Genomic DNA, 19,042 nt, shown 5'->3' with positions numbered 1-19,042 from the left:
TCAGCGCGCCTTTTCTTCTTTGTACATCGACCGCAGGAAGTAGGCGATGAAGGCCAGCATGATCAGGAACAGTACGACCGCAATTGCAGCACCGTAGCCCATGCGGAACCCGTATTCGGACAGGGCGACCTCGAACATGTAGAAGCTGAGGACGCGGCTGGCACCGAACGGACCGCCATTGGTCATGACGGAGATCAGGTCGAAGGACCGCAATGCACCGATGATGGTGACAACGAAGGCGATGAAGGTTGCCGGGCGCAACTGCGGAACGATGATGTACCACAGCATCTTCCAGCCCTTGGCGCCGTCCAGACGACCGGCTTCGATCTGTTCGGGATCAACGGCGTTGAGGCCTGTCAGATAAAGGATCATGCAGTAGGCGGTTTGCGGCCACAGACCGGCAACGATAATCCCGACGGTAACCCAGTTCTCGTCGCCAAGCACATTCATCGGTGGAATGCCGACCGCGCCAAGAACCACATTGAGGATGCCGAAAGTCGGGTCGTAAAACCAGGTGAACACGAGACCGACGACAACCTGCGAAATCACAAACGGGAAGAAAAACAGCGATTTATAGAGCCGGATACCTGTCACCGTCTGGTTCAGGAAGAGGGCGATGAAAAGCCCGGCGGGAATGGCAAGCAGATAGAGAAGCAGCCAGATGACGTTGTTTTTCAACGACGTGTAAAAGGCTTCGTCCCAATAGAGTTCTTCGTAGTTGTAGAGCCCGACATATTCTGCCTGGCCGAGACCGTCCCATTCATAAAGAGACAGGTTGAACGACTGGAAGATCGGGAAGATCACATAAAACAGAAAGAAGAGAATACCTGGAGCCAGGAACAGCCACGGAGTGATTTGTTGCTGGTTTCGGTGCCACCACGAGCTCTGGTGGTCTTGGGCAACGGACGCCTGGGCCATGTTTGCCTCTCCAGAATTGGCTACTGGGACCTTGTAAGGGGACAGGGTGCGGGACGCACCCTGTCCTGTTCCGCTATGTGCGGAACTTACTTGTAGATGCGCTCGCGAGCGCGATCCAGGCGGGCCAGGATCTTGTCAAGGTTATCCGGCTTGACCATGAATTCCTGCAGGCCTTCCATGGCAACTTTCGCCATTTCAGCCGGCGCGTCACGGTCAAAGAACTGGGCAACGCCACCTGGAGAGTTGCTCGAGAGCATCTCGAAGCCCTGGACGAGGAACTTGTCGTCGTCGACCGAGGAGTTGGCGTTAACCGGAAGCTGACCAAGGTTCTTGCCGTTGTTGATCTGGGTCTGTACGTCCGGAGAAACAACGAACCGCAGGAACTCGCGTGCCGCTTCCTTGTTCTGCGCATTGGAAGGAATGTGGAATGTGTCGGTCGGCGCGTCTTCGGCCTTCTCGATACCAGGCGTGATTTCCACGAACTGGTAGAAGTCGATCTGGTCGTCGCTCAGGCCGGCGTCGCGCAGCGGCGCTACGGCGAAATTTCCCATCAGGTATGCAGCGGCATCACCCTTAACCATGAAGGGCAGGGCTTCCTGCCAGCTGTAGGTCTGGTGGTTGTCGATGAACGCGCCCATGTCGATGAGCTCGCGCCAGTTGGCGAATGTCTTGCGAACTTCGTCGGACTGCCACGAAGCCTCGCCGGTCAGCAAGTCCATGTGGAAGTCGAAGCCGTTGGTGCGCATGTTCAGGTAGTCGAACCAGCCGCCTGCGGTCCAGAGGAACTTGGTGCCGATCGTGTAGCACTTCTTGCCGGCATCGATGATCTTCTGGCAGTTGGCTTTTTCTTCTTCCCAGGTCGTCGGCTCGCTGAGGCCGAGTTCGTCGAAGATGTCTTTGCGGTAGTAAACGCCCCACTGGTAATACGTGTAGGGAACGCCCCATTGCTTGCCGTCGATGGTCATCGCGCCTTTGGTCGATGCCAGATTGTCGGCGATTGCAGGCTCTGCCCACAAATCCGAGACGTCTTCAAAAAGGCCTGCTTCAACATAGGGACGCATGCGGTTGGCAGCGTACCAGGTCGCGACATCGGGCGCATTCGCGGTGAGGAAGTTACGGATCTGGGTCTTGTAGGCCTCACGATCGATCACGGTGGTCTCGATGTTCAGGTCCGGGTTTTTCTCCTGGAACTGCGAAATCATGTTTTCCATCGTGGCCCGCGGTGCCGGGTTCGACGTGTCTAGGAAAATCTTGAGATCGCCTGTCAGGCCGTCAGCAGAAACAGCGCCCATTGTGCCTGCCAGAATGGCGAAAGCAGCAGCGGACGTCTTCAACATGGAACGCATGGTGTCCTCCCTTTTGGTTCCATTATTTGAAACTTAGTTTTGTATATTGATACTTTGAGCTGATCAGGTTAAGTTGTCAACAGGCCCGGCGAAAAAGAAACGGGCCGACGGAGGAAATCATGAACAAGCAGGCCACTGGCGACGGAACTGTCGGCAAGGCGCTCGATGTGCTCGATAAAGTCGCTGCCGTCGGACGTCCGGTCCGCTTTAGCGAGTTGCTATCCGAGAGTGTGCATCCCAAGGCGACGCTCTACCGGTTGCTTCAGACACTGGTGAGTCAGGGTATGCTTGCCTATGACGAAGGCCAGCAAACCTATTCGCTCGGAATCCGGCTTGTCCGGCTTGCTCACGCCGCCTGGCGCCAGAGTTCCATCGCTCCTATCGCGCGTCCTTTCGTGCGCAAACTGTCCGAAGCCGTCGGAGAGACCGTCCACCTGGCGCAACTGGACGGAGGGCAGGTGCTTTATGTCGACAAGCGCAATGCCATCAATCCCATCGACATGTATTCGCAGGCCGGCAAGATCGGACCCGGATACTGTACCGGGGTCGGAAAGGCGTTGCTGGCGTTCCTGGAGCCGGACGAGCTTGCGGAAGCGATCAAGAAACAGTCGTTCTATGCTTACACACCTTCGACGTTGAGCAGCGAAGCCGCGCTCAGGGCCGATCTGGAGGACATCAAAAACAAAGGGGTTGCATACGACCGGGAGGAGCATGAACCCGGCATTATCTGTATTGCCGCACCTGTCCTGTCCTCAAAAGGGCGTCCCATCGGGGCGCTCTCCGTCACCACATCGACAACACGAAAGGGTCTGGAAGAGCTTTCAGAAGTGCGTCCTGTGCTTATGAAAACCGCTTCGGAAATTGCTGCAGCCGTTGAAGACTGGCAGTTCCCCGCCTGAATCACATCTAGGGAGAAGAGATTAAATGTCTGGCGTCACGCTGACCAAAGCAGTCAAAAAATATGCCGACCTGCAAGTCATCCACGGCGTGGATCTTCAGATCGACCATGGTGAATTCTGCGTTTTTGTCGGCCCGTCCGGCTGTGGAAAGTCCACACTCTTGCGCATGATTGCCGGACTAGAGGAAACAACCACCGGACAGATCCAGATAGGCGGTCGCGATGTGACGAGATTGGATCCGTCCGAGCGCGGCGTGGCGATGGTGTTCCAGACCTACGCGCTTTATCCGCACATGTCGGTTGAAGAGAATATGGGCTTCGGTCTCAAGATGAACGGCCACCCCAAGGAGGAGATCAACGCAAAGGTTTCCGAAGCAAGCCGTATCCTTAAGCTGGATCCCTACTTGAAACGCAAGCCGAAAGCTCTTTCGGGCGGTCAGCGCCAGCGTGTTGCCATCGGCCGGGCAATCGTTCGCGGACCGGAAGTTTTCCTCTTTGACGAACCGCTGTCCAACCTCGATGCGGAACTGCGTGTCGACATGCGTGTCGAAATCGCGCGGCTGCACAAGGATATCGGCGCTACGATGATCTACGTGACGCACGACCAGGTCGAAGCCATGACGCTTGCCGACAAGATTGTCGTGCTGCGTGCAGGCAAGATCGAACAGGTCGGGTCGCCGATGAAGCTTTATTCTGATCCAGACAACCGCTTCGTTGCGGGTTTCATCGGCTCGCCGAGCATGAACTTTGTTGAAGGTGTTGCCGCCGAAAGTGGTGTCACCATTCCCGCATTTGGTGGAATAACCGTGCCGACGAATGTTGCGCTTCCGGGTGCCGGAACAAAGGTTCTGGTCGGATTGCGCCCGCAGCATCTGAAGATTTCCGCGAGTTCCGAGGGTGCGACCGTCGACCTGTGCGAACAGCTCGGCGGCGTTGCCTACTCTTATCTGATCTGTCCGAGCGGTGAGAAAGTCATCGTGGAGACGAAAGGAGAAGAGGCTCCGGTGAGGGAAGGCAACGTTGAAATCGCTTTCGATCCGTCGTCCGCTTACTTCTTTGACGCAGAGACCGAAGCGCGGTTGCGGTAATCTGCTTGGGCGGTCGCCGTGCTCAGCGGCGACCTCCTTCCCTGTCTGTGGGCGCAGCCTTTTCTGTTGGAAGCCGCATTTTCCACACCGGATTTGCCAAGCTAATTCAACAGTATCTGATCCCGGGTGCCGAATATCGTGAGCGGTTTATCCGCTCACTTTCTTCGTAACGCGGCCATCGCAAACTCAACAATTCAAGATTTGAAATTTCGGCCAGCCTGAAGAGCGTTGTCCGGTCTAACAGGGGGTGTCTTGCGAGGCCTGTTGCGCCGAGCTGTCGTCGTCTTGTCTTGACATGAATACTGATTCAGGTTTCATATATGCATGGCGTTGGGCGGAAAGATGGAGTTTTGCGTGATGTGAGAGCAGAACGCAGCCTGTCTGGTTCCTGCGCCTATCGGGAGGAAAACGATGACCATACGCCTTCACCGCTGGGCAAGTCCGATTGTGGCCGGCCTGAGCCTTTTCGCCGTGAGCGTGCCTGCCGCCCTGGCGGAAGATATCAAGATAGCTCACGTCTACGGAAAAACCGGACCGTTCGAAGCCTATGCAAAACAGTCCCACACCGGCCTGATGATGGGGCTTGAATACGCCACCGACGGCTCGATGGAGATCGACGGCCGCAAGATCGTGGTGATCGAGAAGGACACGCAACTGAAGCCGGATATCGGCAAGGCGGCCCTTGCCGAAGCCTATGGCGATGACGAGGTCGATATTGCGGTCGGGCCAGTTTCTTCCGGTGTTGCACTCGCGATGCTGCCGGTCGCCGAAGAATATGAAAAGCTGCTGATCGTTGAACCAGCCGTTGCCGATTCAATAACAGGCAACAATTGGAACCGTTACGTCTTCCGGACCTCACGCAATTCATCGCAAGACGCGATCGCGAATGCGGTCGCGCTTGGCCAGGAAGGCGTTTCGATTGCAACGCTCGCGCAGGACTACGCGTTCGGCCGGGACGGTGTCGCCGCGTTCAAGGAAGCGCTGGCGGGCACCGGTGCCAACCTTGTCTTCGAAGAATACGCCCCCACCGACACCAAGGACTTCACCGCGAACGCGCAGCGCATTTTCGATGCCCTGAAAGACGAACCAGGCCGCAAGTTCCTGTTCGTGATCTGGGCTGGCGGCGGCAATCCGATCAGCAAGATCCAGGCAATGGAGCCGGAAAGGTTCGGCGTCGAGATTGCGACGGGCGGCAATATCCTGGCGGCGATGAAGGCCTACAAGGCATTGCCTGGAATGGAAGGCGCGACCTATTACTATTATGAGATCCCGAAAAACCCGGTGAACGACTGGCTCGTAACCGAGCACCAGAAGCGTTTCGATGCGCCACCAGATTTCTTCACCGCAGGCGGCATGTCCGCAGGGATTGCAATTGTCGAGGCGATCCGCAAGGCAGGTTCAACGGAAACGGAAGATCTGATCGGCGCGATGGAAGGCATGGAATTCGAAACGCCAAAGGGCAAGATGGTGTTCCGCGCGGAAGATCATCAGGCACTGCAGCCCATGTATCACTTCAAGATCCGGGTCGATCCCGATGTCGAGTGGGGCATTCCGGAACTGGTCCGTGAACTGAAGATCGAGGATATGGATATACCGATCCGCAATCAGTAGGGAGACCGGCGCGTTTCACCCCATCGACCACGCGCCAGTTCCCGAAATCCTGTAAAGTTGCCCGGCCGGAGAAATTCGACCGGCCGGGGCCTTGCCGGCAGACGTATTCGAAATCACAGGATGCATTCCCGTGGCGACAGAAAAACCTATTCTCGAAACTCGTGACCTGACCATCCGCTTCGGCGGTCATGTTGCGGTTGACCGCGTCTCATGCAGGTTCGACCGGGGAACACTGACCGCCATTGTCGGACCGAACGGCGCAGGAAAGACAACCTATTTCAATCTCATTTCGGGGCAGCTCAAGGCATCAGACGGCGTCGTGACGCTGAATGGCGAAAACATCACCAGACTGTCAGTTCCCGAGCGGACGGATCGCGGCATCGGGCGCGCCTTCCAGCTGACCAATCTGTTTCCCACCCTGAGCGTGCGCGAAAACGTCCGTCTTGTCGCGCAGTCCAAGGCGCGTAAAGGGTTCGATCTGTTTTCGATCGCGGAAAGCCATATCGAGCTTCTGGAACGCGCCGATCACGTTCTGGCGGAAGTCCGGTTGATCGATCAGGCCGACCAGATCGTTTCGGCGCTCCCCCATGGCGACCAGCGCAAGCTTGAAGTCGCGCTGCTGATTGCTCTTGGGCCCCAGGTGCTGATGTTCGACGAACCGACAGCTGGCATGAGCGTCGACGAAGTGCCGGTCATTCTGGAGCTTATCCGGAAACTGAAGGCGGACATGGACCGGACCATCCTGCTGGTTGAGCACAAGATGGACGTGATTCGGTCCCTGGCTGATCGCATCGTTGTGCTGCATAACGGCGAACTTGTTGCAGATGGTGATCCCGCCGAAGTGATTGCGCTGCCCGTCGTGCAGGAGGCGTATCTCGGCAAGGCTCCGGAGGCGGCCTGATGTCCGACACCCTGCTTTCACTTGCCGGCGTGCACACGCTTATCGGTCCTTACCACATTCTTCAGGGCGTGGATCTCGTCGTGCCGGAAGGCGGTGTGACCGTTCTTCTGGGACGCAACGGCGCGGGCAAGACCACGACGCTCAGGACCATCATGGGGCTGTGGACCGCCAACCAGGGTGAAATCCGCTTCGATGATCACCTGATCACACAACTCGATACGCCCGAGATTTCCCGGCGCGGCGTTGCCTATGTGCCCGAAGACATGGGAATCTTTACCGATCTGACCGTTGCCGAGAACATGGCGCTCGCGGCCTCAGGCGGCCCCATGGACGGCAAACGTCTCGGCTGGATCAAGGACCTGTTTCCCCCGATAGGCACTTTCTGGGAGGCATCCGCCGGAACGCTTTCCGGTGGTCAGAAACAGATGCTCTCCGTTGCCCGGGCGATCATCGAACCGCGCCGGCTGATCCTGATTGACGAACCGACCAAGGGACTCGCGCCGGCAATCATCAACGCGATGACCGAAGCCCTGCGCGAGCTGAAGCAGACGGACACCACCATCCTGCTCGTTGAACAGAATTTCGCAATGGCGTCCGCCATCGGAGACACCGTCGCCGTCATGGATGACGGCCGCATCATTCACTCCGGACAGATGAGCGAACTGGTGGAGGACGAGAGTTTGCAGGAGAGACTGATGGGGTTGAGCCTGGAGGCGCATCAATGAGCGATACCGCAATCAAGCCGCGCATCGAGAAAGTCCCTTTCCGGGAACAGGTGTTGCAGAAACTGCCGGTGCTGCTGGTACCCGTGCTTGCATTGCTGGGACTTGTTGCCATTGGAAACCCGGCGAGCTGGCTGACCCTGACGGTGGCGGGCCTGGCGATGGGCATGATGATTTTCATCATGGCGTCCGGGCTGACCGTGGTGTTCGGGCTCATGGATGTCATCAATTTCGGCCATGGGGCCTTTGTCGCAGTCGGGGCCTTCGTCGGATTCACGGTGCTGGCGTGGCTTGCCGGCTGGACCGCCTCGCCGAGCGTCATGCTCAACCTTGCCGCGGTTCTAATCGCCATCCTCGCGGCCATGGTGGTGACCGGATTGCTCGGGTACGCCTTCGAACGCGTCATCGTAATGCCGGTCTATGGCGAGCATCTGAAACAGATCCTCGTCACCATGGGCGGCCTGATCGTTGCCCAGCAGATGATTTACGTGGTGTGGGGGCCGGACGAACTGCATATCTCGCGCCCGGAGGCGTTACAGGGATCGGTGGTATTCGGAGAGGCGGCCATCGAGAAATACAGGCTCGTGGCGGTCGCCATCGGCCTCGCTCTCTTTCTTGCGATGCGGCACGTTCTGAAGAACACAAAGGTCGGCCTGCTTGTCAGGGCCGGGGTCGAGAACGGCGAGATGGTCGAGGCGCTCGGTTACAGGATCCGCAGGTTGTTCCTGATCGTCTTCATGACCGGCTCGGCGCTTGCCGGTCTCGGCGGCGTGATGTGGGGGCTCTACCAGGAGACGATCACGGCGCATATGGGATCGGAGATCATGGTGCTGGTCTTCATCGTGGTGATCATCGGCGGACTAGGCTCCGTCGAAGGTTGTTTCATAGGCGCTCTGCTTGTCGGCCTGCTCGCCAACTACACGGCCTTTCTCGCGCCCAAAGTGGCGCTGATCTCGACCATCGCGCTTATGGTCGTGATCCTGATGTGGCGGCCCCAGGGTCTTTATCCCGTCGTCAAGGCGAAGTGAGGGACAGGCATGCTCACCAGACTTCTTTCCGGCGACACACCGCGCAGCGGTCTTCTGACTTTGCTGCTCGTAGCGGTCCTGATTTCGCTCGCTTTTGCACCGTTCCTGTTCCCGGGGACAAAGTCGCTCGAGACGGCAGCGCGGATCTGCATCTTCATCGTCCTGGTGGCGAGTTACGATCTCTTGCTCGGTTATTCGGGGATCGTCTCCTTTGCGCATACCATGTTCTTCGGCATTGGTGCTTATGGCACCGCACTTGCGCTCAGCACGTCCGGTCCGAGCTACGGGTCGCTCGTCTGGGGCACGCTCGCCGGCGCGCTTGTTGCGGCCGTCTTTGCCCTTGCAATCGGTCTTTTCTCGCTGCGCGTCAAGGCGATCTTCTTCGCCATGGTGACGCTGGCCGTTGCAAGCGCGTTCGCGGTTTTCGTTTCGCAGATGTCCTGGCTGACAGGCGGCGAGGACGGGCTCAACTACAAGATCCCGCGCGAGCTGACACCGGCCTTCAAGCTCGTTCAGGAAAAAGTCTTCGGCGTCCGGATAAACGGAAAGCTTCTGGCCTACTACCTCGTGTTTTTTGCCTCACTGATGCTGTTTCTGGTCATGTTGCGGATCGTCAATTCGCCATTCGGGCGGACGCTCAAGGCCGTTCGGGACAATGCGTTCCGGGCAGAAGCGATCGGGTACAAGGTGGTCTGGTATCGCACCACCGCAACGGTCCTTTCCGCTGTCATGGCGGCGTTTGCCGGGTCATTGCTGGCGATCTGGCTACGCTACACAGGCCCGGCCACAACCCTGTCGATGGAGATCATGATCGACATTCTGCTGATGGTCGTCATTGGGGGCATGGGCACGCTCTATGGAGCCGTTCTCGGAGCGACCCTGTTCATCCTGGCGCAGACCTATTTGCAGAACCTGATGGGCGTTGCCGCGGAGGCGACAAGCGCCGTACCGCTGGTTTCCACACTCGTTGCACCGGAACGATGGCTGCTTTGGCTCGGCGTGCTATTTGTTCTCTCGGTTTATTTCTTTCCGAGCGGGATCGTCGGAAGACTGCGGGCGGGGCGTGCTTGAGCAACAAGGGACTTTACATTCGCGACGTCGGAGCAGGACGCCCCCTGGTGCTCATTCACGGCTGGTCGTGTACGGGCCAGTTCTTTCAAAGCCAGATTGACGGCCTCATGGCGCATGCCCGCTGTCTTGTTCCGGATCTTCCAGGTCACGGGCACACCGGCAACCATCTGCCATTGACGATCGAAGCGGCTGCTGATGCAGTCCATGCCGAACTGGTTAGGCGAGATATCACAGGCGCCGTTGTCTGCGGCTGGTCCATGGGAGCCCTCGTTGCTTATTCGATGATCGAGCGTTTCGGTCCGGACAGGCTTTCTTCCTTCGTTGCAATCGACATGACACCGAAAGTGCTGAACACGTCCACCTGGCAAAACGGCACGCTGAACGGGCTCAATTCGGAGCTCAACCAGGTGTTTCTTGATGCCATTGTTCCGGACTGGCCGAAGCTGCCGGGGCGGATCGCGAGCCGGCTCTTCGCGCACGGATTGCCCGTTGGGCAGGAACGGAAGGAAAAAGTTGGCGCAGAGATCGCCAAGGCCGATCCGGCACTTTTGAAACCGATGTGGGCCTCGCTGACAGCCCAGGACTTCCGTCCGCTTTTGCAGGATTTCCCCTTACCGTTTCACCTGGTCGCGGGGCGCAGGAGCCAACTGTACGGTCAAGGCGTCCATCGCTGGCATGAAAAGAATGTGCCGGACTTTCAGCTGCACCTCTTCGAAAGCTCCGGCCACGCACCGCATATGGAAGAACCTGTCCGTTTCAACGACCTGCTGATGGACCTGATTGACGAGCGCTAAGGTGCTTCAGTGCCCGTCGCCAATCTTCGATTTCACGAACTCGATGATCTTGTCGAGGAATGTCAGGACAACAAAGACCGCCAGCAGCCCGACGAAAAAGCGGAGGTCCGTTGTCAGGCTGTTCTTGGTTACATCCCATTGGCGCGCACCAATATTGGCGTATGTCCAGGCGTAATAGGCAACAGCCGTAAGGGCTGTCGTCAGGATCAGCGAGATGACGATGGTTATCGCACCAGGCTCTGATGATTTGTCTTCGCTCATTTCAGGATCCTCGCCTTTGCAAGGTCTACCTTGAAGACCATCAGATCATCGAGGCGTTCGACGTCGCCCTCCAGTTCAACGTAAAGCGCCAGCAATGGTTTGATTTCGTCACCGATCAGGTTCCCGTCCTGATCGGCCATCAAAAAGAAATTGCGGTTTTCAACCGGGCCAGACGAGACGAAGACCGGCGGTATGCCACCTGTCAGGCAGAGATCTGCGCAGGCCTTGTGGGCAAGGCCGCGGCCCGGGCGCATGGCCCCGGCGTAACACTTGCCGTCACAGATTTCTCCGGTCAGTTTCCAGCGGCCGAGCGGCACAGGTCCTGCGGGTGTAAAGTCGGGAGCATTTCCTTCGACGGCCTCAACCCGCCCGACCTGGATCATGGTGAGATCCCCGCGATTGACTGGAACGCCGCGCAAGGTTACGGGACCGTCCTGGTTTTTTTCCGCCTGACTGAATGCTCCGCGTTTTCCCTGGCCGGCAAGCATATAGGTTCGCGCAGGGGTTTCGCCGTCCGCCGGCACCCGAAGAACGGGATAGGGACGCAGTTCGAGGACACCGACATTCTCAAACCGGTTGCCCCATTGGAAACCACCGTTGCCCGGATCGTTCTGCGTTGACGAAAGCGCGAGTGCCGCGATTCCAAGGCCGCCTGCAAAACAGACAGAGAAGACAACGAGGAACATGACCAGCTGCTTCGGCACCGCATTCAGGTAGCCGACGTAGAAGGGGGCGTCTTTCGTCTGTCTCCAGCTCATGCCGCTTCTCCGATTTCGACTGGGTCCACATGGGTGCCGGGTGGCAGCGCATTCGGATCAAGCAGGATTGTCGATCCGATCAATTTCAGTTTGTAGGTCGAGATCTTTTCGGTGAACGGTGCCGGTGCGCGGCCGTCGCTGAGATTGTACTGATAACCGTGCCAGGGGCAGGTAATGCAGCCCCAGAGCACCTTGCCTTCTCCGAGCGGGCCGTTCTGGTGCGCACAGGCATTGGTGATCGCCGACAGCTTGCCGTCGTACTTGAAAATGGCAACCCGTTCGTCGTCCGACAAAGTTACGACCTTGGCGCAGTCATCGTCGATCTCATCCAACTCTCCTGCGACCAGCCAGCCTTTCTCCTGAAGCGATGCCTTGGCCGTCTCTTCGCCCCGGTCCCGCCGGGCTTCCATGCGGCCGGTGGCAAAGTGAAGTCCCGATACAAGGACAACGCTCGCCGCAACGACGCTGGTAAAGATCGGATCTCCCGCGCCCTGAAGCGCGCCGAGCGCTACATGCAGGACAACGCATGCGTAGGCAGCATAAATGAACATATGCAGCGCTTTCCAGATCGGCGCGCCCAGAAAGCTAAGCCAGAAGTCGTGGCTGGTCGCAGCGAGTACAAACAGGATCAGAAGCGCCGCGATCCCCAAGGTTTCAAAGGGAAATCCGAGGACCTGCCCATAGTTGGTGTTTGAAGACAGAAGAGCGACATATTTGTCGGTCGGTGAGAAATTGTAGTACCAGGTCAGGACATAGTTGGCGTGGACAGCTGCGATGCCCGCCGTCATCACGCCGAAATGCCGGCGATTGTAGAGGAGTGGCAGGAACCGCCGGTCGAGGCGTGCGAGCGGTCCGATGCACAAGATCACCGTCAGCATCAGAAAGGCACAGCTGCCGAACGCCCTCATGCGCAGGATTGCACCGTCAATCGGCTTGGTGACATCCTCGTAGCCGGGTGCGACACGGATGTAGATATAGAGGTAAAGCGCGACCGCAATCAGCAGCACGGCGTCGTAGAAGATCTTGTTCCGGTTCCAGATGACCGGTGTGTATTGCACACTCATTGAGATGCCTCCGCGCCGTTTGGATCGCCTGCTGGCGCTTCAACGAGAATGGCGGGTCGGTCCGCCGGAGGTGTCTGCCGAAGGGTCAAGACCGTGAAGAATGCCAGAGGCAGCAAGATACCGAGGATCGTCCAGATCCGGGCGTGAGCTGTGCGATGAGCGCGTTTCACCGAGCGTCTTCTCCATGTTTTTCCAGGGTGAACCAGCGATACAGCACCAGCGGCCAGATCAGGCAGATGCCCGGTATCAGAAGGGGCCGAAACGCGTAGGAACCGCGCGCGGACGGTTCCACCCGATCGATGCCAAAGACAAGAAATGCGGCCGCCACGACGCCGCCGGCCATCAGGTACCAGCGGCCAAGCTCAAGAAGTAATGCTGCACTTTGCAATCTTAATTCCCCACATTCTGTCGACTTGTCGTCCCGGCTGGAGCGGTTGTTTTCGCACCTGGGAGTTAAAATTAGCCTCATCCTGAGGAAGCGCAAAGCGCTGTCTCGAAGGATGGGCCAACTGATACAGACCTTTTGTCCGATCCTTCGAGACGGACCTTCCGGTCCTCCTCAGGATGAGGCCGCGGTTTGAGCGAAGCCCAATCACACCAGATCCGCGTCGGTTACTATTTCCACAAGCGAGGGTCCGTCATGGGCGATCGCATTGGCGATGGCATCGGAAAGTTCGGATGCCTCCGTGACACGGTGGCCATGGCCGCCGCAAAGACGGGCGAAGGCGGCGAAGGACGGGTTGGTGAGATTGGTCTCCCAGACCGGCCATTCTCCGGACCGCTGTTCCTTGGAGATCTTTCCAAGTTCGGAGTTGTTGAGAAGAATATGCGTGATGTTCATGCCGTATTTGACGGCGGTGGTGAATTCCATCGCGTATTGACCGAAGCCGCCGTCGCCAGAAATCGAGATGACTTTGCGACCCCTGTATTCCTCGAAGTCCTGTGTTGCGCACCAGGCTCCGAGCGCGGCCGGCAGACTGAATCCGATGGAGCCGAGATAGCCGGACATCAGGATCCTCTGACCACGCGGTTCGAAATAGCGGCCGAATGAGTAGGTGTTGTTGCCGACATCGACGGGGATGATGGCATCGTCCGGGCAAAGTTCCGTCAGTGCCTTGAACACCGCCGCGGAATGAATGCCGCCGCCGTGATTTTCCGACAGCCGCGTTTCCTTTTCCTCGCGCCAGATGGCCCATCGTTCGACAAGTTCTGCCCTTTGGTCTGCAGCATCGTCGGCTTGCGAGACGGAGCCTGATACAGCATTGCAGAATGTGCCGATTTCACCCCAGACCGGAAGCGTCACCGGATGGAACTTGCCGAGCTGCATGCGCTCGAAATCCACCTGGATGATCGGCTTGTAGGGCGCGATCCCGGTGTGGTTGGCAAAGGAAGAACCGAGCGAAATGATGAGGTCCGCCTCGTTCATGAACCAACTGGCGATGGGCGTCCCGGACCGGCCGAGCACGCCTGCTGCAAGCGGGTGCGTGTCCGGGATCAGTCCCTTGCCCTTGAAGGTGGTCATCACCGGCGCGCCGATCTTTTCGGCCAGCGCGATGACCTTGTCGCGTACATCCTTGGCGCCGTAGCCGAGCACGATCGTTGGGCGTTTCGCGCCGTTGATCATCTCGGCCGCCTTGGCGAGATCGTCCGGCGAGGGCGAGATCTCCGTTCCGCCGAGGCGCCCTTCCGGACGGCCAGCCGGTTTTTCGCTCGGGATCGTCTGGACATCGTCCGGGAAAATCAGATTGGCGACATCCCGTTCGACAATGGCTGTCTTGAGTGCGAGCGACATGAGTTCGGCATGGTTGGAGGTGCTCAGGACGGGCTGGGAGAATCTGGACACCGCATCAAAGGCCGATTTCAGATCAATGTCCTGAAACGCACCCGGGCCAAACACCTGGGTCTGAACCTGACCGGTGAGGGCCAGGACTGGTGCGCGATCGACCTTGGCGTCCCAAAGGCCGGTCAGAAGATTGGTCGCACCCGGGCCGGCAATGGTCAGACAACCGGCGGGCTTGCCCGTCAGCTTGCCGTAGGCGGAGGCCGCAAACGCCGCGGCACCTTCATGGCGGATGCCGACGAAGCCCAGATTACCTTTGTTGACCTGCAGCCGGATTGCATCGGCAAGGCCGAGATTGGAGTGGCCGACCATGCCGAAGACGCGCTTTACGCCCCAGTTGACCATGGTCTCGGCCATGACGTCGGTTGCGGTGCGCTCGTGCTCCGGTTCGGCTTCGAGCCCGACGAAGATCTCATTGTTCTCAATCTTGAGCGGGTAGACCTGCTGACCGCTGTCTTCGTGTCCGCCCGGGGGCTTGCCGGTAAGCGGATCGAAATCCCAACCGTGCCACGGACAGCGTATCCAGCACTTTCCGTCCGTTCCCTTCTCGATGGAACCCTCGCCAAGCGGACCACGCTGATGCGGGCAGTGATTTTCCATGGCGGCCCACTGCCCATCGAAGTGAGACAGGCAGATGGATGTCGTGCGGGCGGTTACGGTCTTGACGCGGCCTTCCGGCAAATCGTCGGTATGACCGATCCTGATCCAGTCAAGCGATTGAGTGTTCATCATGGTCTCCCTCAAAATATCCTGACCGGATTAGGCGACACCGCCATAGGCGATGCCGGACAGGTCGGACATTTCCCGCTTCCAGGTTGTCAGATCGTCCGGGTTGAATTCGTTCAGGTGCGCGTATCCGCAGGCCCGCGCCATCACCTGCATCAGCTCGACGGAGGCCTCAAAGAAATTGGTCAGCTGCCGCGCGGATTTTTCGATCTGAAGGCGGCTGACGAGATGCGGTTTCTGCGTGGCAATGCCGACGGGACAGTTGTTGGTGTGACAGGCGCGCATGGCGATGCAGCCAATGGCCTGCATGGCCGCATTGGAAACGGCGATGGCATCTGCACCGAGTGCCATAGCTTTCACGAAGTCGGCGGGTTTGCGCAGGCCCCCTGTGATCACCAGGCTGACGTCGGGCCTGCCGGATTTGTCCAGATGACGCCGCGCGCGGGCGAGGGCCGGGATCGTCGGGACGGAGATGTTGTCGCGGAAAATGATCGGTGCAGCGCCGGTGCCACCGCCGCGCCCGTCAAGGATGATGTAGTCGACGCCGACCTCAAGCGCTGCGTCGATATCCTTCTCGATATGCTGCGCCGACAGCTTGTAGCCTATCGGAATGCCGCCGGTCCGCGTACGCACCTCATCAGCGAATTCCTTGACCTGTGCGCAATCCGTCCAGTCCGGAAAACGCGGTGGTGAAATGGCGTCGGTGCCTTCCTCGAGGCCCCTCACTTCGGCGATCTTGCCTTTCACCTTGGCGCCGGGCAGGTGTCCTCCGGTGCCCGTTTTGGCACCCTGACCGCCCTTGAAATGGAACGCCTGAACCCGGTCGAGCTTTGCCCAGTCGAAGCCGAAGCGGGCCGAAGCGAGCTCATAGAAATAGCGGGAATTGGCTTCCTGCTCTTCCGGAAGCATACCGCCTTCCCCGGAACAGATGCCAGTGCCCGCTAATTCCGCACCACGGGCGAGGGACACTTTTGCGGGTTCGGACAAGGCACCGAAACTCATGTCGGAGACAAAAAGCGGGATCTTGAGGCGGAGGGGCTTTTGCGCGTTGGGTCCGATGACGACGTCGGTGCCGACGGGATCGTCATCGAGAAGCGGAAAGCGCTGCAATTGTGCGGTCAGGATCTGGATGTCGTCCCAGTCGGGCAACTGCGTGCGCGGCACGCCCATCGCATCGACCCGGCCGTGGTGACCTGTCTTGGTGAGGCCATCGCGCGCATATTGCTGGATCAGTCCGTTATAGGGCTCTTCCTCGGTGCCGTGGCTTGTGTCGGCGTAAAGACCCAGATACTGCTCGCGCTGAAACGGCTGGGGGTTTTCCTTCCCCCAGGCGGCAATCTCGTCCTCGTCGACGCAGACCTCGTCCCCTTCAACCCAGCTGGTGAACTTGGGCAGGGCCTCGGAATTGTTATATTCCGAAACGCCGCTGTCGACGCGGTAGTCCCAATAATGAACGCCGCAGATCAGATTGTCGCCATCTACGTAGCCGTCGGACATCAAAGCGCCGCGGTGCAGGCATCTGCCGTAAAAGACCGAGATGTCGTCATCGAACCGGACGACCACCAAGTCGACATCGGCGACAAGCGCATATTGCGGATCGCGGTCCGGCAGGGCGCTCAAGGTGGCTACAACGTGTTTTTTCATTTCTTCCCCCGGCTAGTGATTTCGCATCTTTATGCAAAATCTTGGCTGAATTCCTGATGGCGTGACGGGCTGACTGTCACTCGGCCGGGCTGTCCGGCCGCATGGGCGGGACGGCGGCCATTTCGGCGGCTCCTTCATTGTCGGACATACGGGCACCATACCACTTCGCTAAAGGCACTGCGGTGACACCGTGCAGGACGGCGCTGATCCAGACGGCGTTGACGGCAAGGTTCAACAGATATGCGCCGATCTCGTGATCGATTTGATCGACGACCAGAAGTGCAAACAATGCGGTGGCGAGCCCGCGTGGCCCGAACCAGCCGAAAAAGAGTTTCGTGAGCGGCGCTGCATCTGTTCCCGCAAGCGACAGCCAGACGGCAAGGGGCCTCACGATGAACAAGCTGACGAGGATGATCGTCAGCATGCCGGCGTCGAGATGCGCAATCGCCTCAGGCAAAAGCGCCAGCCCGATGAGAAAGAAGGCGCCCCATGCGAGCATTTGTCCCTCGTTTTCAGTGAACTCGTAGATGAACGCGCACTGGCCCTTGATAACGTTGCCAAAACACAGACCGGCAACGAACGCGGAGATAAAGCCATTGCCATCCACCATGCCGGCGGCGAGATAGGCAGCTCCTGCCATTGCGATGGCACCGATGCCCTCGATCGTAACCGATGTCATCTTGCGGCGCTTGGCGGCGAGGAAAAGGTAACCGCCGACAAATCCCATGATGCCGCCGACCAGCGGTCCGAAGATCAGCTGTTTGGCGCCGAACAGGACCCAATTGGTGGTATCCTGGTGCATCATTTCAGCGGTTAAACTGGCGAAGAGCAGGATGACCGGAAGCGCAAGGCCATCGTTAAGGCCGCTCTCCAGCGTGAGCGCGCGACGAACACGTTCGGGGACGGCTTTGTTGGTCACGACGGCCTGGCCGAGCGCGGCATCGGTCGGTGCGAGCAGTGCCGCGACCAGCGCTGCGACAATGAGCGGGTATGTCGTCAGGAAAGGCGCTGCGGCGGCGGTGCCGATCAGGACGGCGAGCGGCAAGCCGATAAGCAACATCCTGAGCGGCCACTGGTGCCGCTCGCGCAGGGCCTTCAGGTTGATCTGCGCGGCGTCCAGAAACAAGAGGATGATCAGCGCAAGCTCGGCAACGATATGCAGAAGGTGCTCTGCTTCGGCAAAAGGCATCAGCCCGGTCTGCGACATCAGGTAGCCGAAGCCTATAAACAGGATTGGAGCGGTCAGAATGCCATTTGACAGCGTCTTCGCCAGCAACGTGTAGCAGACCGTAAACATCGCCAGCATCAAAAGACCGGTGGCCATTACGTTCTCTCTCCCGAAGCCCACGGCGAATAAGTGCAGGCGGCAGCTCCCTGATTCAAATCATAAGCAGATGACAGTCCTGTGTGGCAATCGTGAAGTGACCCGAGGTTAAAATTGTGATCAGTGCCGGTTTTATCGTTGGATAAACCTTGTCGGATCCCGTTACTCGGCCTGGGCGAGCCGTGTCAGAATCTTTTCCGCGTCTTCCGGCTGTGCTGCGATCTCCAGAATAAGCTTTTTGCGTACGGCTTCTGCGAAGGTTTCGGCGCTGTCCGCAGTGACAACGAAAGCCGCCGGGCCGCCGATGATCTCGTCGTAAAATCTTTGCTCCAGATCATAGGAGACCGGACGACCGGAACAGTGTCTGCATAAGACTGCAAGGCCGTTGATGACAATACCGGCGGAAACCACGGTGTCGCGCGCCTCGCGGATCGGAGGGCCGTTCCAGTTGTTGGCGCTGTCCGCCGACAGATCAATCACGCGGCGCAGGCCGGTGTAAGCATTTTTATCGATGAGTTCCTTGCCTTTCAAAAGCGCGGCGCCGATGGCATTACGTCCGTAGGCCAGTCGTGGCGTTTCCATCAGTTTGCCGGCAAACTCCTCGGCAGAGGCCTTGCCGTCGATCACCGTCCAGTCGACCACCACGTCCTGGGAAAACATGTCCGCCCACTCGACATAGGTCACGACGATCTTGCCGTAGGCGTTGCTTGCAATCGCGCTCAGGACTGACGGATCCGTGATCGCCTCGGCATACCCGGCCCGCTGAAACCGGATTTCAGCATCGTCGATCGATCCGGTCGCGTCGGCGAGGAGGACGAGTTCAAGGTCGAGTTCTTCGGCGAGAGAGGGGGATGCCAGCAACAGGAACCAGGTGAATACAGCTACAAAGGCAATTCTCATCAATTTTGCTCCGCTCGACTGACACTTCATTGAAAGTTAGGGCAGTCACGGGAAAAGGCAGTGTCGCGCGACAAAACAAGTAAGAGCGACAGTTGTTCGCCATCATGAACTGTTTGGATTTTCAATCAAGGAATTCGCGCAATGAAGA

19 protein-coding genes are annotated in these 19,042 nt (G+C 58.5%); 8 read left to right on the top strand and 11 right to left on the bottom strand.

Annotated elements, in window-relative coordinates; all coding sequences use genetic code 11:
* Positions 1-918 (bottom strand): sugar ABC transporter permease, encoded by a 918-nt coding sequence (locus Q0915_RS29880; RefSeq protein ID WP_299483993.1) that lies wholly within the window; start codon positions 916-918, stop codon positions 1-3.
* Positions 919-1,004: 86 nt separating this feature from the next.
* A complete protein-coding gene (locus tag Q0915_RS29875) occupies positions 1,005-2,264 on the bottom strand; it encodes an ABC transporter substrate-binding protein (protein ID WP_299483992.1) in 1,260 nt (419 codons plus the stop codon).
* 119 nt (positions 2,265-2,383) lie between these two features.
* On the opposite strand from Q0915_RS29875, the gene Q0915_RS29870 reads away from it, so the two are divergent.
* The 8 genes from Q0915_RS29870 (at position 2,384) to Q0915_RS29835 (ending at position 10,377) form a co-directional block, all read left to right on the top strand.
* Entirely contained in the window at positions 2,384-3,163 is a 780-nt protein-coding gene (locus Q0915_RS29870; RefSeq protein WP_299483991.1) for an IclR family transcriptional regulator, read from the top strand.
* A 25-nt stretch (positions 3,164-3,188) separates the two neighbouring features.
* Positions 3,189-4,250 carry a sn-glycerol-3-phosphate ABC transporter ATP-binding protein UgpC gene (ugpC, locus tag Q0915_RS29865; protein WP_299483990.1) on the top strand — a complete coding sequence of 354 codons (1,062 nt, stop codon included), beginning with the start codon at positions 3,189-3,191 and terminating at the stop codon, positions 4,248-4,250.
* 411 nt (positions 4,251-4,661) lie between these two features.
* On the top strand, positions 4,662-5,861 hold the full coding sequence (locus tag Q0915_RS29860) for a substrate-binding domain-containing protein (RefSeq protein WP_299483989.1): 1,200 nt from the start codon (positions 4,662-4,664) through the stop codon (positions 5,859-5,861).
* Between the two features lie 130 nt (positions 5,862-5,991).
* Positions 5,992-6,762, top strand: a complete 771-nt coding sequence (locus Q0915_RS29855) for an ABC transporter ATP-binding protein (protein ID WP_299483988.1) — start codon at positions 5,992-5,994, stop codon at positions 6,760-6,762.
* A complete protein-coding gene (locus Q0915_RS29850; protein WP_299483987.1) occupies positions 6,762-7,487 on the top strand; it encodes an ABC transporter ATP-binding protein in 726 nt (241 codons plus the stop codon). Before Q0915_RS29855 ends, Q0915_RS29850 begins: the two co-directional genes overlap by 1 nt.
* Entirely contained in the window at positions 7,484-8,512 is a 1,029-nt protein-coding gene (locus Q0915_RS29845) for a branched-chain amino acid ABC transporter permease (RefSeq protein ID WP_299483986.1), read from the top strand. The genes Q0915_RS29850 and Q0915_RS29845 overlap by 4 nt, the downstream gene beginning before the upstream one ends.
* 9 nt (positions 8,513-8,521) lie before the next feature.
* Positions 8,522-9,583 carry a branched-chain amino acid ABC transporter permease gene (locus Q0915_RS29840; protein WP_299483985.1) on the top strand — a complete coding sequence of 354 codons (1,062 nt, stop codon included), beginning with the start codon at positions 8,522-8,524 and terminating at the stop codon, positions 9,581-9,583.
* Entirely contained in the window at positions 9,580-10,377 is a 798-nt protein-coding gene (locus Q0915_RS29835) for an alpha/beta hydrolase (protein WP_299483984.1), read from the top strand. Before Q0915_RS29840 ends, Q0915_RS29835 begins: the two co-directional genes overlap by 4 nt.
* Before the next feature lie 6 nt (positions 10,378-10,383).
* Here Q0915_RS29835 and Q0915_RS29830 read toward each other — a convergent pair whose 3' ends face one another.
* The 9 genes from Q0915_RS29830 to Q0915_RS29790 form a co-directional block, all read right to left on the bottom strand.
* Positions 10,384-10,638, bottom strand: coding sequence for a hypothetical protein (locus Q0915_RS29830; protein WP_299483983.1), 255 nt, complete (start codon positions 10,636-10,638; stop codon positions 10,384-10,386).
* The gene (locus Q0915_RS29825; protein WP_299483982.1) at positions 10,635-11,396 is read right to left on the bottom strand and encodes a hypothetical protein; all 762 of its coding nucleotides are present in this window, start codon (positions 11,394-11,396) and stop codon (positions 10,635-10,637) included. Before Q0915_RS29825 ends, Q0915_RS29830 begins: the two co-directional genes overlap by 4 nt.
* Complete coding sequence (locus Q0915_RS29820) at positions 11,393-12,460, bottom strand: Rieske 2Fe-2S domain-containing protein (RefSeq protein WP_299483981.1); 1,068 nt, start codon at positions 12,458-12,460, stop codon at positions 11,393-11,395. The genes Q0915_RS29825 and Q0915_RS29820 overlap by 4 nt, the downstream gene beginning before the upstream one ends.
* On the bottom strand, positions 12,457-12,630 hold the full coding sequence (locus Q0915_RS29815) for a hypothetical protein (RefSeq protein ID WP_299483980.1): 174 nt from the start codon (positions 12,628-12,630) through the stop codon (positions 12,457-12,459). The genes Q0915_RS29820 and Q0915_RS29815 overlap by 4 nt, the downstream gene beginning before the upstream one ends.
* Positions 12,627-12,848, bottom strand: a complete 222-nt coding sequence (locus tag Q0915_RS29810; protein ID WP_299483979.1) for a hypothetical protein — start codon at positions 12,846-12,848, stop codon at positions 12,627-12,629. Before Q0915_RS29810 ends, Q0915_RS29815 begins: the two co-directional genes overlap by 4 nt.
* Before the next feature lie 204 nt (positions 12,849-13,052).
* Positions 13,053-15,029, bottom strand: a complete 1,977-nt coding sequence (locus tag Q0915_RS29805) for a thiamine pyrophosphate-dependent enzyme (RefSeq protein WP_299483978.1) — start codon at positions 15,027-15,029, stop codon at positions 13,053-13,055.
* A 30-nt stretch (positions 15,030-15,059) separates the two neighbouring features.
* Positions 15,060-16,670, bottom strand: coding sequence for a glutamate synthase-related protein (locus tag Q0915_RS29800; RefSeq protein ID WP_299483977.1), 1,611 nt, complete (start codon positions 16,668-16,670; stop codon positions 15,060-15,062).
* A gap of 76 nt (positions 16,671-16,746) precedes the next feature.
* Entirely contained in the window at positions 16,747-17,994 is a 1,248-nt protein-coding gene (locus tag Q0915_RS29795; RefSeq protein ID WP_299483976.1) for a cation:proton antiporter, read from the bottom strand.
* 162 nt (positions 17,995-18,156) lie between these two features.
* Positions 18,157-18,894, bottom strand: coding sequence for a DUF1194 domain-containing protein (locus Q0915_RS29790; protein ID WP_299483975.1), 738 nt, complete (start codon positions 18,892-18,894; stop codon positions 18,157-18,159).
* Between the last annotated feature and the right edge of the window lie 148 nt (positions 18,895-19,042).

It is taken from the genome of uncultured Roseibium sp. (assembly GCF_947494555.1).
Classification (GTDB): domain Bacteria; phylum Pseudomonadota; class Alphaproteobacteria; order Rhizobiales; family Stappiaceae; genus Roseibium.
Note: the sequence above shows the minus strand (reverse complement) of the source record. Positions and strands in the feature narration are given on the sequence as shown.